The sequence below is a fragment of the Mycolicibacterium aurum genome, assembly GCF_900637195.1.
Classification (GTDB): domain Bacteria; phylum Actinomycetota; class Actinomycetes; order Mycobacteriales; family Mycobacteriaceae; genus Mycobacterium; species Mycobacterium aurum.
Window position 1 is genome coordinate 5945190 of record NZ_LR134356.1, and the last position, 14942, is coordinate 5960131.

The window sequence follows — 14942 nt, forward strand, 5'->3', positions numbered from 1 at the left end:
TGGTTCCCCACCGAAGTTGCTGTGATTGTGGCACGCGGCCGGCGGTTCGGTGAGTTGTGGGAACGGCACGACCGGGCGTTGTCATCCGACCGGTACCGTGCCCGGCTACCGTCGATGTGGTGACCGTGTCACGTGCGCGCCGTGCCCGGCTGTATGCCGTCGGCACCATCGTGTGCGCCCTCACCGCGGCAACCGCCTGCGGGCATCCCGTGCCTCCGCCGCCGCCGGCCACCACGACCTCGGCCACGACTGCTGCCCCCTCACCGGCGCCCGTCGTCGTGCCGGTGACGCCGACCGGTGACTTCTCCCCGGTCGCCCGGCTCGTCGACGACGCCGTCGCGGCGCGCCGGCTTCCCGGCGCCGTGGTCCAGGTCGGCCACGCCGGCAAGGTCGTCTTCCGCCAGGCCTTCGGGTCACGCAAGCTTGCCGGCGAGCCGGGACTGGACGGCGCACCCGCACCGGCGGAGCCGATGACCGAGGACACCATCTTCGACGTGGCCTCGCTGACGAAGAGCCTGGCGACCGCGACCGCCGTCATGGCACTCGTCGAACAAGGCAGGCTACGCATCGACGAACCGGTGCAGACTTACCTGCCCGACTTCAACCCGGCCGACGATCCGCGCCGCGCAGAGGTAACTGTGCGCATGCTGCTCACCCACACCTCGGGCATCGCGGGAGATCTGAGCCTGGACGGTCCCTGGGGGTTGGACAGGGCCGACAAACCCGAGGGCATCCACCGGGCATTGGCCGCGTGGGTGGTGTTCCCTCCCGGACAAGGGTTTCACTACTCCGACATCAACTTCATCATCCTCGGCGCGCTGCTGGAGAAGCTCACGGGCGAGCCCGAAGACGTGTACGTACAGCGCACCGTGTTTGCGCCACTGGGGATGTCGGACACTCGCTACCTTCCGGCCGTCAAAGCCTGTGGTCCACACACGATTCGGGGAACCGCGATAGCCCTCGATCCTCAGAGCCCAACGACCGGCACCTGCCCAGCGGGCTCGTGGAGCACCGATCTACTGGAGCGCATCGCCCCGACGGCTCTCGACGAGGACACGCCGGGCCTCAACCCCGACTTCGGCCACCCGCTGCGTGGCACCGTGCACGATCCCACGGCTCGCCGCATGGGTGGGGTGGCCGGCAGCGCAGGGGTGTTCACCACCGTGCACGACATGGGGCTTTTCGCGCAGGCTCTTCTCGATCGTCTTGCCAACCGGCCCAGCCCTTTTCCGCTGACCCAGGCGAGCGTGCAGATGATGACGACTCCGCAGCAGCCCGGGCATCGTGCCGGTCAGGTCGAGGCGGCGAACGCGGCTGACGAAAGTTCCTCCAACGCAACCGATCCCCTACTGGCTGCACGGTACCCAGCGATATCGGGACAAGACCTGCGGGGCTTCGGCTGGGACATCGACACCGCACACTCGCGACCGCGTGGCGCCGTCTTTCCTGTCGGCACCTTCGGTCACACCGGCTTCACCGGGGTCACCCTGTGGATGGATCCGGGGTCGGACACCTACGTGATCGTCCTCGCGAACGTGATCCATCAGCGCGGTGGTCCGCCGATCGCCGCGCTGAGTGGTCGCGTTGCCACTGAATCCGCACGCGCCCTTCATCTGTACGGCAGCTAGGTGGGACGGAGCTGCGCGGCCAGATACGGCGCCGTGCGGCTCACCCCGTCGCCGGCGACCATGTCCGGTGGCCCGGCCACCACGACCGCACCGCCGTCGTCCCCGCCGCCGGGTCCCAGATCGATGACGTGATCGGCCCCCGCCACCACCGACATGTCGTGCTCGGCCACGACGACGGTGTTACCGGCGTCGACGAGGCGGTGCAGCTGACGTTCCAGCAGCTCGACATCGGCCGGGTGCAGCCCGGTGGTCGGCTCGTCGAGGACGTACAGCGTGTGGCCGCGTTTGGCCCGCTGCAACTCGGTGGCCAGCTTGATGCGCTGCGCCTCCCCACCGGACAGTTCGGTCGCTGGTTGCCCCAGCCGCAGATACCCAAGACCGACATCTCGCAGCGTCGCCAAACTCCGTGCCGCACCGGGCAGATCACCGAGGAACTCGGCGGCCTCGTCGACCGTTTGGGCCAGCACGTCGGCGATCGTGCGGTCCCGGTAGGTGATCTCCAGCGTCTCGTCGGAGTAGCGGGCCCCACGACACTCCGGACAGGTGGCGTACGTGCCGGGCAGGAACAGCAGCTCGACCGCCACGAAACCCTCCCCCTGGCAGGTGGGGCAGCGGCCCTCGGCGACGTTGAACGAGAAGCGGCCGGCGCTCCAGCCCCGCCGCCGCGCCTCGGCGGTGCCGGCGAACGCCTTGCGGACCGCGTCGAAGAGCCCGGTGTAGGTCGCGAGGTTCGACCGCGGAGTTCGCCCGATGGGCCGCTGATCCACGGTCACCAGACGGTCGATCACCTCGGCGCCGTCGACGGTCACCCCCACGCTGGAATCGACATCGATGTCCAGGAGTTCGGCATCACCATCGCCCGCCTCGTCGACGGGGTCGGCGGATCCGCCCAGCTGCCTGGCCATCACGTCACCGAGCACCTTGCAGACCAGGGTCGACTTGCCCGACCCCGATACCCCGGTCACCGCGACGAACGCGCCCAGCGGGATGTCCACGTCGACATCGTGCAGATTGTGGAACGTGATGCCGCGCAACTGCATGACGCCGATCGGCGTACGGACGGCCCGGTCGGGGCGCACGCCGTCGGCGAACAGGTATCGCCGGGTGACCGACGGCGCGATGTCTGCGAGGCCGGCCACCGGCCCGCTGTAGAGCACGTCGCCACCCAGCTCACCGGCGCCGGGTCCCACGTCGACGACCCAGTCGGCGCGGCGCACCACGTCCATGTCGTGCTCGACCACGAACAGCGAGTTCCCGGCACGCCGCAGCCGGTCGAGCACGTCGAGCAGCGGTTCGGCATCGGCCGGGTGCAGACCGGCCGACGGCTCGTCGAGCACGTAGAGGACGCCGAACAGCCCGGCCCGCAGCTGGGTGGCCAGCCGCAGCCGCTGCAGCTCACCGGGCGACACCGTCGGTGTACGGCGGTGCAGGCTCAGATAGCCCAGCCCCAAGTCGACCAGGACGCCGATGCGGGCCACCAGATCGGCGGCGATCATCGTTGCCACTTCGGTGAATTCACCCGACTCGGTGGACTCGTAGGCCGCGGCGAAATCCGTCCTGGCAGCAGCAGGCGCCAGGACTTCGGCCAGCAGCGTCAGCGGCAGCGCCACCAACTCGGCGATGTTGTGGCCGGCGAACGTGACCGCGAGCGCTTCGGGTCGCAGCCCGGAGCCGCCGCAGACCGGGCACTCGGTGCTGTGGACGTACTGCAACACCCGACGGCGCATCGTCGCGCTCTGGGAGTTGGCCAGTGTGTGGCGGACGTGACGTTCGGCGCTGGAGAAGGTGCCGTTGTAGTAGTAGTCGGCGGTGACCGGATGCTGGCTGGGATCGATCTCGACGGTGGGCTGATCCTCGGTGAACAGGATCCAATCCCGGTGCCGCTTGGGCAGTTTGCGCCACGGCTTGTCGATGTCATAGCCGAGCGTGATGAGGATGTCCCGCAGATTCTGCCCCTGCCAGGCGCCGGGCCAGGCAGCCACCGCTCCGTCGCGGATGGTCAGCGATGGATCGGGCACCAGCGTCTGCTCGGTCACCTCGTGGATGCGGCCGAGACCGTGGCATCGCGGGCATGCGCCGATGGTGGTGTTCGGGGAGAACGCATCGGAATCCAGTCGCTCGGTGGCGCCGGGCGGAAAAGTGCCGGCGCGCGAGAACAGCATCCGCAACAGGTTCGACAGCGTGGTGACGGTGCCCACGGTCGACCGCGACGTTGCGTTACCGCGGCGCTGCTGCAGCGCGACCGCCGGCGGCAGCCCGGTGATGTCGTCGACCTTCGGTGCGTCCTGAGGCAGCAGCAGGCGGCGTGCGTACGGCGCCACCGACTCGAAGTAGCGGCGCTGCGCCTCGGCGTAGATGGTGCCGAAGGCCAGCGATGACTTCCCGGATCCGGACACTCCGGTGAACGCCACGAAAGAGTCCCGCGGGGCGGCGACGTCCACCGTTTTCAGGTTGTGCACACGGGAGGCGTACACGCGGATGTAGGGGTCCCGTTCGTGTGTGCCTGTTCCGTCCATCTGATCCATTGTGGGGGTATACCCGTAGATCATCGAGGGTCAGGATCCCAAGCGGATGACCACGGTATCCCGCGTCGGCCGCAGGTACGTATCGTTCGACCATGACCACCGGCGACCAGTTGCACGTGGGCAGCCTGCACCGCTATCCCGTCAAGTCGATGCTCGGTGAGGCTCTGCCCACCTTGGTTGTCAGCTACGAGGGCGCCGAGGGCGATCGGAGACTGGCCCTGATCGACGCCGAGACGGGACGGGTGGCCAGCGCCAAACAGGCTCGTCTGTGGCGCAACCTCCTCAGGTGCACCGCGCGCATCGATGGTGAGCGCGTGCGAGTCCGCCTGCCCGACGGGACCGAGGTGAGCCCGGGGGAGGACGATTTCGATGACGCTCTCAGCGCGGTGGTGGCGCGACCGGTGCGAGTGGCCACCCGCCGTCCTGCCGGGGCGAGCCTGGAACGCGCGGACCCCGAACAGGTTCTCGATCGCGGACTCGACGCGGTGGTGGACGCTCCGCTGCTCGAGTTGGGCGAGGCGACGCCGGGAGATTCCTTCGTCGATCTCGCACCGCTGCACGTGATCACCACCGCGACGCTCGAGCGCATCGGCACCGAGGCGCTGCGGTACCGGCCCAACATCGTCGTCGCGACTCCGCCGGGTTATCCCGCGTACACCGAGAATGATTGGACGGAACGCACTTTCGCCGTGGGCTCGGCACAGATCAAAGGCATGGGTGCCACGCCCCGCTGCGTGATACCGACCCTCGAACACGGTGACCTCGGTCGCGCGACCCATGCACTGCGCACCCCGGCAGCGGAGAACCTCGTCGACTCATTCGGCTTGGGACGCCTGCCGTGTGCGGGGGCGTATTTCGAGGTGGTCAGCGAAGGCGTGGTCAACGCCGGTGACCCGTTCTCGCAGGCGCTCACTTGACGATAACCGTCAAGACAGGAGTGACATTGCACTTGACAGTGGATCCCATATTATGGGTCCGGGACTCGTCGCCAAACGGACCGCGCCCAAGGAGATGAACATGCCGGCCAGTCAGGCGTCATCCGATCAGGCCGAGGACACCGCCTCTGTTCCGCTGCGCGAACGGCAGCGCATCGCACTGCGCGCCGAGATTCACCAGGCCGCGCTGCGGTTGTTCGCGGCGCAGGGCTTCGACAACGTCACCACCGAAGCAATAGCCGAAGAGGTCGGCATCTCGCCGAGTACGTTCTTCCGGCACGTCTCGAGCAAGGAACACCTCCTGCTCGGAGCAACCCAGCGCGGTCGGGCGCGAATTGTCGCCAACTTTCACGCGCGTCCGCGCGATGAAGACGTCGCGGACTCCCTCGCGGCTGCCATCCTCACCCGCACCTCGCAGTTCGTGAATGACGACGAGACCATCGAGTTGTGGCGGCGTGCCATGTCTTCGGCGCCGACGGAGTTGCGGCGGGCGTCACTGCTGAGCCGCGAGGAGTACGACGAACTGATCGGCGCGGTCGCGGACCGTCTGGGCAATGCCGACATTGGGACGGATATGCGGGCCGGCGTCCTGGTCCGCACCGCCGTCGCCGCGGTCGAGTACACCTACGAGTGGTGGTTGGCGTATGGCCAGAGCGAGTCGCTGCACGACCTCACCGAGCAGGCACTGCAGATGGTCATCCGCGGGCTGGCCGGACCCATCCCCCCACCACGGCGACGCAGACGTAGACAGGAACGCGCATGACGTCCGGACCTCTGGTCCGGCGGCGTATCGACTATCTGCTGCTTCCGGCCTTCGTACTCGGCATCGTCAACGCGGTCGCGTTGAGCCTGCCCGAGGCGCTGGGCGTGCCCATCGCTCCTGACAGCCCGTGGCCAGTCCTACGCTGGCTGCACACCTGGGCGGTCGAGCAGGAACCGCAGCACCTGATCATGCCGCCCGCGCTGCAGGCCTCGTTGCTCTACGACGCCTTCGTGCAACTTCCGCTGCTCGTCGTGCTCACGATCGGTCTGTGGAAACTCAAGGGCTGGCCCTGGCTGAACACCCTCGCTCTGGTCTACGCCGTCAGCGCGGTGATGAACATGTACTTCTACTTCATGCAGACGTTCCTCGGGCCTGACAGTCCTGCGCACCTCTGGATCTATCTGCCGATGAATCTTCCGTGGGCGATCGTGCCGATGCTGGTGGCCTACCGATTCTGGCCGCGTCCGAACTGCGGCGCCGCGCGGCCTGCCAGCAACGGAAGGTCGAGGTAGGTCTTGATACCGGGTTCGGCGGCGACGACGTAAGGGATCGCGCTGACGCAGTGGTTCGCGGTGACAACGATGCCGGGATTGCGTATCAAGCCCTCTTCGATGGTGTCGGGCTGCAGCCCCTTGAACGTGACCAGGACGTCGGGTTCGCCGCTGATCTCGATCTCGAACCGCTCGCCCTGCGGACCGAAATTCCATGGCGGATCGAAGTTTTCCTCCCCCATGAACCAGTTGACACTGGCGGTGACGACCGGCGTCCCGTCCACGAGCGCGCGCCAGTGGAACTTTCGGGCGGCGACCTGACCCCGTTCGATCACCCCCACGGGTGTATCGATCGGCTCGGTGGCGACCGCCACCTCCTGCACCGTGTCGAGGTCGGGATCGACGTCGAAACCCATCTCTGACACGATCATGCGCACCGACGCCTTGAAGCCCGCGCCGAGAAGGTCGACGATCGGCCCGGCCATGGCTTCTTCCGGCGTCACACCGAAACCCATGATGTGGCGCACGACGTCCGGTGCGTTGTAGGTGCGGATGTCGCTGAACTCCTCCGACCGTACGTGGGTCACCCCCGCGGTCAGGGCGGAGACCATGAGTGGGAACCGCTCGGTGATGCCGCCAGGGTGAATACCAGTGCCGTGCAACGTGGTTCCACCCTCGGCGCAGGCGTCGAGGATGGCCTGGCAGTTGGCCAGGTCGGGGTATACCCATCCGACCGGCGTGACGACGTTCTTGCCTGACCGAAGCAGGGCGACCACCTCATCCTCGTTCGGGAGCAGGGGGCTGTAGACCACGCAGTCCGCATCGAGCGCGAGGATCTCGGCCGCGCTGGTGGTCGCAACGACACCGATCGGATCCAGACCGACCAGTTCACCGACGTCCTTGCCGTGCTTGCTGTCCGAGTGGACCCACGCGCCCACCAACTCGAGGTCAGGGTGGGCCAACACCCCTTCGATCGCGGCCTTGCCCACGCCACCGGTCGCCCACTGCACCACGCGAATCGCCACCGAGCCATTGAAGCCGAATGTGAAAGTCACTGTCAAGGTTCAAGTCACTGCCACACTTCACGGCGTCTGGCGGCGGCGCTGTAATCGCCTGGCCACCAGAACGATTCAGTCACTCGGTGAACGTGGGTCACCGTCCACCGATCACGGTGACGGCAGCCGCGGAGGGGTGATGTTCCGGTCGGGGTGTGCACCGGGAATCGCCATTCCCGCACCGGGCAGCCAGCCGGATTCGGCGATCAGGGCACCCACTTCGGCGATGTTCAGTACGTCCAACTCGTAGTCGAACAATCCGCCACCCGCATAGTGGAGCAGCGAGAACGCCGGCGCTTGATAGGCCGACCCGTCGGTGCGGGCTCCGGGCAGGCGATTCCACCAGTACGTCACCAGCCGGTCGCCGTCGACCATCGTCCACTCCTCAGGGAAGCTCCACCCGCCGAAACCGGCCATCGAGTGGTCGAGGAATCGGGTGATCTCGTCGCGGCCCTGCACACGGCCCCAGGCCGGGTCGATGAAGACGGCGTCGTCGGTGAACCATTGGCCGATCGTCGACCAGGGTGCGTCCCCGGCAACGCAGAGTTCACGCTGCGCGACGTACCGCCGATACGCCTCCAGAGCTTCCGTTTCGCGCGCATCGAGTATTGCCACCGGCTTCTCCCTCGGATCCTTGTGTGCCCGTACGGCCGGCGACGTCAGCTGCTGCCGCCCGTTCGCGAGTCGCCCCTCAAGATACGAGTCGGCGTCAACGGTTGTCCGCGCCTTCGGCGACTCGCCGACCCACCCGGGCTGCAGGTGAGCTGAAAAGCTGCGCGCGATGGCAGGATCCTGCGAATGCTGAACTGGTTGGCGGCTGCGGTACTCGTGACTGTCGTGGCAGTAGCCGCGGGCGTCAAACTGCTGGCGCGTCGACGCGCGCCCGACCCCGGCTGGTTCATCGACAGCACCCGCGCCGCAGGCGCGCTCACGGTGATCGGCACCATGTTCTCCGTGTTGATGGCCTTCACCATCTTCTACGCACTGCAGAACTATCAGCGTGCCCGCGACGGCGCCAGCATGGAGGCCATCGCGGTCACCGAACTGCACAATGTGGCCGACGTGCTGGAAGGGCATGACGGGACGAGCCTGCACGGCGACCTGATCTGCTACTCGCGCTCCGTGGTCTCCGATGAGTGGCCGGCGATGGCGCGCGGTGAATCGTCTGTCGCGACGCAAGACTGGGTCGACGCCACGGTGGAGGACTTCGCGGCCACCACCCCGACGAATGCCACTCAGGAGGCAGCCGCCGGCCAGTGGTTCGATCAGCAGGCCCAACGCAGAGACGGTCGCCGCGCACGCCTCGCCGAGGCGGAACCGTCGGTGCCGCAGCCGCTGTGGATTGTCCTCGGAATCGGCGCGTCAGCCATCCTGATCTACATGTGCGTGCAGGCCGATCGCCGCGAAGGAGCGGTCGTCCAGGCGGTACCGATCGTGTTCGTCTCCGCCCTGGTCACCTCCGCGATGCTCGTCGTGGCCTTCCTCGATCACCCCTACCGCGACTGGACCGGCAGCCTGCAACCCGACGAGATGCGGGTGACGCTGACGCTCATCGACGAGGGCAACCCGGTGCCGTGCGATGCGAACGGAATCCCCACATAGGGGTGCGGTGACGACTGCGTCGCTACGAGGGCGAAGGCGCGACCGCCAGTGCGGCGGTGAGTTCGGCGATCACGCGCGGATCGCGGAGCCCGTCTCCGTAGGCGTCGCGCAGCTGACGCAACCGGTATCGGATCGTCGACGGCGACACGACGAGATCGGCGGCCACGTCGTCGCGGCGGCCATGGTGCAGCAGCCAGGACCGCAGCGTCTCGACGAGCCGAGCCCGAGCAGCCTCGGGCAGTGCGGCCAGCGGAGCCAGCGCCCGCGCGCGCAGGTCTGCGTGGGCCTCGGCGTCCGCATCGAGCACCAACTCGAGGAGAAACTGGTCGGTGTCGAGCACGTCGGTGGCCTCCGGGCGCCGCATCTCCACAGCCCGCACCACCCGGCGGACCGAGGACTGCGCCTGCTTCCACTCCCGGGCGGGTCCCACCACAGCACCGGTTGCGGCCACCGACGCCAGGAACGGTGCCCGCGCTCCACCACCGACGTCGCAGACCAGGACGACCCGTACGCCGGACGGCACGGTGACGGCGTCCTCGGGCACGTGCAGTGTGCGCGGGTCCGACGTGATCGCCCCTGCGCCCCGCTGCTGCCGGCCCGGTAACGCGACCGCAGTCAGGGTGCGGGGAGCGGTCCACGACGCGTGCTCAGCCGCCACGTCGAGTTCTTCGGAGGAGGCCCGCCGCAGAAGCATCCGCACCAGCCGTTCACGTCGGCGCTCGCGGTCCAGGCCCGAACGGGCTTGTTCCTCGGCATGCCCGGCCACGCCGGCAGCCGAGATCCGATCGAGGTAGGCGAAGAACATCTCGGCGAAGGTGCTGATGTCATCGCGATCCGCCCCGTCACGCGCGGCTAGCGCGCTCCACTCGCGCCAAAGCTCGCGTGCGCCAACACGATACGCTGCCAGCTGCACTTCGGTGGGTCGGCCGTTGCGCGCCTCCCGTCGACCGAAACGACGGGCGGTGTCCAACACGTCCTGCATCGGCAGCGGGGTGTACGGATCGATCGTTACGTCCAACTGGTCCAGCAGGGCCCCGAGCAACTGATCGGCCGAGGCGTCGATCACCGGACGCCAGGACTCTTGAGCAGCCTGGGCGAGTGCGGGCACCTCGGCGATGACGGCCTTCACCATCTTGTCGATGAGGGCGGGCAATCCGGCACGCATTGCTTCCAGCGTGTGCGGCGGCAGCTCGAGACTCCTCGGACCCTCGTCCGGCGTGACCGACATACCGCCGATGCTAGGCGGTCCAGGACCCGGCACTGACCGAGACGGACAATCTGCCGTGCTCGATTTGGACATGGAGGACCAGAAATTGCCCGCATAGGTCAGGAAGTATGGGTGACATGACCACCACATCAGCGGCGGCCGTCGGCGGGCGGAGTCGGGACGACATCTCTCTGCGACTGCTCAAGGGGTCGGCCAAGAAGTCCTACGAGCCTGTCGTCGATCTCGACTGGGACGCTCCGCTGGCCGACGACAAGCATTTCCTGCCACCACAGATGTCGTCGCTGTACGGCACCCCGATGTGGGAACAGATGAGTGCGCAACAGCGAATCGACCTGTCCCGCCATGAGTTCGCCAACTATCTGTCGATGGGCATCTGGTTCGAGAACATGCTCAACCAGTCGCTGCTGCGCGGGATGATGCACTCTTCGCCGACGTCGAACGACACCTTCTACGAACTGACGGAACTGGGCGACGAAGCCCGCCACATGCTCATGTTCGGCAAGGCCATCCAGCGAGCAGGCGTCGAGCCCTTCTGGCCCACGGGGCTTGACGCCCGCAGGGTCAACGCCATGCCGTTCATCTTCCGCGGTCCGATGCTGTGGATCGCAGCGCTGGTGGGCGAAGAGATCTTCGATGCCCTCCAGCGCCGCATCCTCGACGACGGCGACGATGTGCAACCGCTGGTGCAGCGGGTCATGCGGATTCACGTCACCGAAGAAGCCCGGCACATTCAGTTCGCCCGCGACGGTATCCGTCGGGACATCCCCGCATTGTCCCGGCGCACACGGTGGCTGCTGGCGAATCTGCACGGTCTCGGCGCCCGCCTGTACTTTCAGAACTTCACCCGGCGTGGCCTGTACCACCGGGTGGGTCTCGACAGCGCCGAGGCGCAGCGGCAAGCTCGCGCCAACCCGAATTTTCATGCCGTCCAGCGCGAGGGATTCGCCTCGCTGGCGGCGTTCCTCGACGAGGCCGGACTTATGGGTCCGATTGCCCGCCGGATGTGGAAGCGCAACCACTTCCTGTGAGCACGGTGAATGACGACGGCATCTACGCCGGCCCGGCCAGCCTGGTCGTGGGCGACATCCGACACGTCGTGCGGGTGCGTCTGAAGGGACGGATCAACCCGTTCGACGGTCACTACCACTGGCAGGGCACCGTCCACGACGCACCCGCCGATGTGCGGTCAGGTGGCGCTCCGGTGCGGTTGTGCGTGGACGACCGTGACGCACCCGCGCGGTTGGTCGAGCGAACCCCCGAAGGGCATCTGATGATCAGCGGGATGGGACCGCCGCCGTTCCGTACGGCGTAGGTGAGGCTGTTGTGTCGTCGCGTGGCCTGCCATCGATCTTCACGAGACACCCTCTTTGCCTGAAAAGCAAAGATACTTGCCGGTGCGCGGGAGCCGTACCGACACTGATCACATGAGTCGAAATTCTGAGCTGTTCCACGATGCGCAGTTCGCCTCCGGCTACACCAGCAATCCGCCGCGGTTTGTGCCGGGCTACCACGAGATCCATCGGTTGGCAGCGGTTCTCATCAGCGAGCGGGTGCCGGCGAACGCCGGCGTGCTGGTGCTCGGCGCCGGCGGCGGACTGGAAATGAAGGCACTCGCCGATGCCCGGCCAGACTGGACGTTCGATGGCGTCGACCCAGCGGCACCCATGCTTGCGGTCGCCAGGAAGACCCTCGGACCGTTGGCCACGCGCGCCCGACTGCACGAGGGATACATCGACGACGCGCCGGAGGGGCCTTTCGACGCGGCCACCGCGCTGCTGACGCTGCACTTCCTGCCGCCGGACGAGCGTCGTCGCACTGCCGCGGCGGTGCGCCGCCGACTAGCGCCGGGTGCACCGTTCGTGGTCGCACACATGAGTGTCCCGCAACACGATGTAGCTCAGCGGGCACAGTGGCTGTCCCGCTACTCGGCCTATGCGGTCGACTCCGGCGTCAGCCAGGAGGACGCCAAAAAGATGTGCAGCACAGTCAATTCCGATGTCCCATTCCTGACCCCCGATGAAGACGTGGCCATCCTGCACGACGCCGGGTTCTCCGCCGTCACCGAGTTCTATTCTGCTTTTACCTTCCGCGGCTGGGTCGGCTACGCCTGATTCCGACAACACCGGGTATCCGCCCCGAAGGTCGAACGGCAGCGACGGAGAAAAAGGCTCCATGCCGACAGTTCAGACTTTTCCTCGCCGAGTTGACCTCCGGTGACGATGACTCAGGCTGGCCCGCGGTCCAAGCTGGTTGGCACGTTGCGACGCTTGCGGCGCCCATCCCGATCTCGTGACTTCACCCCCGGAGGATGCGATGCCACCAATGCGGAATCCCGAGTACCGCGGTGTGGTCTCCGCGGCAGGTCAGACGACCATGTGGGCCACCACTGGATCCAACTCGGTCCCTGGTAGATGGGACGTTGCGACCACCATGAGCACCGGTCGACGATGACGGTCAGCGACAGCAGCGCCGCCGGCGGACCGGCTGACCGCGAGACTGGCACCGCCGAGTTGCGGGAGCCCCAGGCACCGGATGGCCGGTCGGTGGGCTTCCTGGAGCTGTTCTTCGACCTCACGTTCGTGTTCGCGATGTCGCAGGTCACCCATCTGATGCTCGATGACATCTCCTGGCAGGGGTTCGGCCGAGGTGTGCTTGCTCTGCTCGCTCTTTGGTGGGCCTGGGTGTGCTACGCCTGGCTGACCAACATGTTCGAGATCGCGCGGGAGTTCCACACGGTGCTGATGATCCTCGCGATGGCGACGATGTTCATCGCGGCGATCGCGCTGCCAACGGCATTCACAACTGGGGCCCTCGTATTCGGGTTCGCACTGCTTGCCGTCCGCCTCATCAACGTCGGATTGTTCCTCGCCTCGTCGTCCCGGGACGAGGAAGAATTGGCGGCGGCCGTCCGCCGCCTGGTGCCGGGTTTGCTTGTCGGGCCCGTCCTGATCGTTGCCGGCGCTTTTGCGCCCTCCCCGTACCGCGAGTTGTTGTGGGTCGCGGCGGCGCTGGCCGATTTCGGCAGTCCCTTGAGAGCGGGGATCAACGGACTTCGAGTCGTGCCTTCGTATTTCATCCACCGCCACGGGTTGGTCATCATCATCGCCCTGGGCGAGGCGATCATCTCCCTGGGGTTGGGGGCAACCGAAAACCTGCACCGTCCCGGTGTCCTCGGCGCTGTCGTTCTCGGGGTGCTGATCTCGGCCACCCTGTGGTGGACCTACTTCGGCCTCACCACCGGCGCCGAAGAACGCATGCGTCGAACACCCGCGCCCGACCGGGCACTGTTGGCGCGCGACGCCTACAGCTATCTGCACCTGCCGCTGGTTGCGGGCATCGTCTTCTTCGCCCTCGGGGCACGCGTTTCGGTGGAACACATCGATGAGCCGCTGTCACCGCTGCCCGCCCTTGCCCTTACCGGGGGGATTGCGCTGTTCTACGCCGCCGAGGTGGCCTACCGGTGGCGGGACCACCATCAGCTGAGAGTCGACCGGCTCCTCACCGCCGCTGCGACCGTCCTGGTGTATCCGGTGGCGATCTCCGTCCCCGCGGGCTTGTCGCTGATCATTCTTGCCTTGATCGGAGCCATGCGACTCGCGTGGGAGCTGTGGCGCCGCCCGCAGATAGGTACCGGCACAGCTGGAGCCGTGCACTAGCACTCCGGCGTCGCCATCCGATGGACCTGGGGCCGTGTGGCGGGGCGATCAGGTTGACTTTCCCCCAGGGGGAACTTCCACGCTGGGTCCTGAGCAGCAGTCCGGTGACCACGAACCGTCTGCCTGCCGCGACACGTGATGGAGGATTTGCCTTGTACGACCAATTCGGCGCGTTCGGCGCTTGGCTGAACCCGGCCCTCGGGGATCAGGCCCGCATCCACTATGCCCCCGAGCTCGAGGAGCTCGGTTTCGGCACCATCTGGCTGGGAATCGGCGCCGACCCCGTCGGTGACCTGTCCTTGGTCGAGGGGGTGCTGGATGCCACGCAGACGGTGACAGTCGCCACCGCGGTCATCAACATGTGGCAGGACCGTGCCGAGGACGTCGCCACCCACTATCACCGGCTGGCTGACACGTTCGGCGCACGTCTGGTGCTCGGCGTCGGGCTGGGTCACCCCGAGAGCACCCAGACCTACCGCCGGCCGTACACCCACATGGTGGGCTACGTCGACACCCTGCGCAGTTCGGGGGTGCCCGCCGAGAAGATCGTCGTGGCCGCGCTGGGCCAGAAGACCCTCGCGCTCGCCGGTGCTCGCACCCTTGGGGCCCATCCGTACAACACCACTGCCGAGCACACGCGCTTCGCGCGAGACATCATGGGCCCCAGCGCATTGCTGGCGGTGGAGCACAAGGTTGTGGTGACCGAGGACGCCGAATACGCGCGCTCGATCGGCAGGACCATGATCGCGAACCCGTACCTGCGGCTGCGCAACTACACCAGCAACCTGGTGCGCCACGGGTTCACCGAGGAAGATGTCGCCGGTTCGGGAAGTGACCGGCTCATCGATGCCATGGTCCTGCACGGAACGCCGACCAGGATCTTCGACCAGCTTGCCGACCATGTGGTGGCGGGGGCGAATCACGTTGCGATACAGGTGCTCACAGAGCAACACGGCGCTTCGCCGATGGCGGAGTACCGCGCGTTGGCGAAGTACCTTCCCGCCCGCACTTCCGGCTGAGGCCACGTCCGCCCGCAAGCCCGTCGGCCGGCCGGCCGAC

At 67.1% G+C, this 14942-nt stretch carries 14 protein-coding genes; 10 read left to right on the forward strand and 4 right to left on the reverse strand.

Annotated elements, in window-relative coordinates; all coding sequences use genetic code 11:
* The first annotated feature begins 119 nt into the window (after positions 1-119).
* A complete protein-coding gene (locus EL337_RS28230) occupies positions 120-1628 on the forward strand; it encodes a serine hydrolase domain-containing protein (protein ID WP_083443017.1) in 1509 nt (502 codons plus the stop codon).
* Here the strand turns inward: EL337_RS28230 and EL337_RS28235 are convergent.
* Entirely contained in the window at positions 1625-4144 is a 2520-nt protein-coding gene (locus EL337_RS28235) for an excinuclease ABC subunit UvrA (protein ID WP_109519821.1), read from the reverse strand. The two genes, EL337_RS28230 and EL337_RS28235, sit on opposite strands and share 4 nt — an antisense overlap.
* 101 nt (positions 4145-4245) lie before the next feature.
* Here EL337_RS28235 and EL337_RS28240 point away from each other — a divergent pair, with 101 nt between their 5' ends.
* The 3 genes from EL337_RS28240 to EL337_RS28250 all read left to right on the forward strand — a co-directional run bounded on the left by EL337_RS28240 (position 4246) and on the right by EL337_RS28250 (position 6363).
* A complete protein-coding gene (locus EL337_RS28240; protein ID WP_048631463.1) occupies positions 4246-5070 on the forward strand; it encodes an MOSC domain-containing protein in 825 nt (274 codons plus the stop codon).
* Positions 5071-5170: 100 nt separating this feature from the next.
* A complete protein-coding gene (locus EL337_RS28245) occupies positions 5171-5851 on the forward strand; it encodes a TetR family transcriptional regulator (protein WP_048631581.1) in 681 nt (226 codons plus the stop codon).
* A complete protein-coding gene (locus tag EL337_RS28250) occupies positions 5848-6363 on the forward strand; it encodes an EXPERA domain-containing protein (RefSeq protein WP_048631464.1) in 516 nt (171 codons plus the stop codon). Before EL337_RS28245 ends, EL337_RS28250 begins: the two co-directional genes overlap by 4 nt.
* Here the strand turns inward: EL337_RS28250 and EL337_RS28255 are convergent.
* Positions 6297-7367 carry an NAD(P)H-dependent amine dehydrogenase family protein gene (locus tag EL337_RS28255; RefSeq protein WP_048631582.1) on the reverse strand — a complete coding sequence of 357 codons (1071 nt, stop codon included), beginning with the start codon at positions 7365-7367 and terminating at the stop codon, positions 6297-6299. The two genes, EL337_RS28250 and EL337_RS28255, sit on opposite strands and share 67 nt — an antisense overlap.
* Positions 7368-7508: 141 nt before the next feature.
* Positions 7509-8012 carry a nuclear transport factor 2 family protein gene (locus tag EL337_RS28860; RefSeq protein ID WP_048631465.1) on the reverse strand — a complete coding sequence of 168 codons (504 nt, stop codon included), beginning with the start codon at positions 8010-8012 and terminating at the stop codon, positions 7509-7511.
* 183 nt (positions 8013-8195) lie between these two features.
* On the opposite strand from EL337_RS28860, the gene EL337_RS28265 reads away from it, so the two are divergent.
* Positions 8196-8999: a bestrophin-like domain gene (locus EL337_RS28265; protein ID WP_048631466.1), complete on the forward strand. Its 804-nt coding sequence runs from the start codon at positions 8196-8198 to the stop codon at positions 8997-8999.
* Positions 9000-9021: 22 nt separating this feature from the next.
* Here the strand turns inward: EL337_RS28265 and EL337_RS28270 are convergent, their stop codons facing one another.
* On the reverse strand, positions 9022-10227 hold the full coding sequence (locus EL337_RS28270; RefSeq protein WP_048631467.1) for a PucR-like N-terminal domain-containing protein: 1206 nt from the start codon (positions 10225-10227) through the stop codon (positions 9022-9024).
* Between the two features lie 116 nt (positions 10228-10343).
* Here EL337_RS28270 and EL337_RS28275 point away from each other — a divergent pair, with 116 nt between their 5' ends.
* The 5 genes from EL337_RS28275 (at position 10344) to EL337_RS28295 (ending at position 14902) form a co-directional block, all read left to right on the forward strand.
* Positions 10344-11255, forward strand: coding sequence for an AurF N-oxygenase family protein (locus EL337_RS28275; protein WP_048631468.1), 912 nt, complete (start codon positions 10344-10346; stop codon positions 11253-11255).
* Positions 11252-11539: a DUF4873 domain-containing protein gene (locus EL337_RS28280; protein WP_232786753.1), complete on the forward strand. Its 288-nt coding sequence runs from the start codon at positions 11252-11254 to the stop codon at positions 11537-11539. The genes EL337_RS28275 and EL337_RS28280 overlap by 4 nt, the downstream gene beginning before the upstream one ends.
* Before the next feature lie 112 nt (positions 11540-11651).
* A complete protein-coding gene (locus EL337_RS28285) occupies positions 11652-12338 on the forward strand; it encodes a class I SAM-dependent methyltransferase (RefSeq protein WP_048631469.1) in 687 nt (228 codons plus the stop codon).
* A gap of 336 nt (positions 12339-12674) precedes the next feature.
* Positions 12675-13883, forward strand: a complete 1209-nt coding sequence (locus EL337_RS28290) for a low temperature requirement protein A (RefSeq protein ID WP_048631470.1) — start codon at positions 12675-12677, stop codon at positions 13881-13883.
* Positions 13884-13987: 104 nt separating this feature from the next.
* Complete coding sequence (locus EL337_RS28295) at positions 13988-14902, forward strand: TIGR03620 family F420-dependent LLM class oxidoreductase (protein ID WP_232786754.1); 915 nt, start codon at positions 13988-13990, stop codon at positions 14900-14902.
* Positions 14903-14942: the final 40 nt, after the last annotated feature.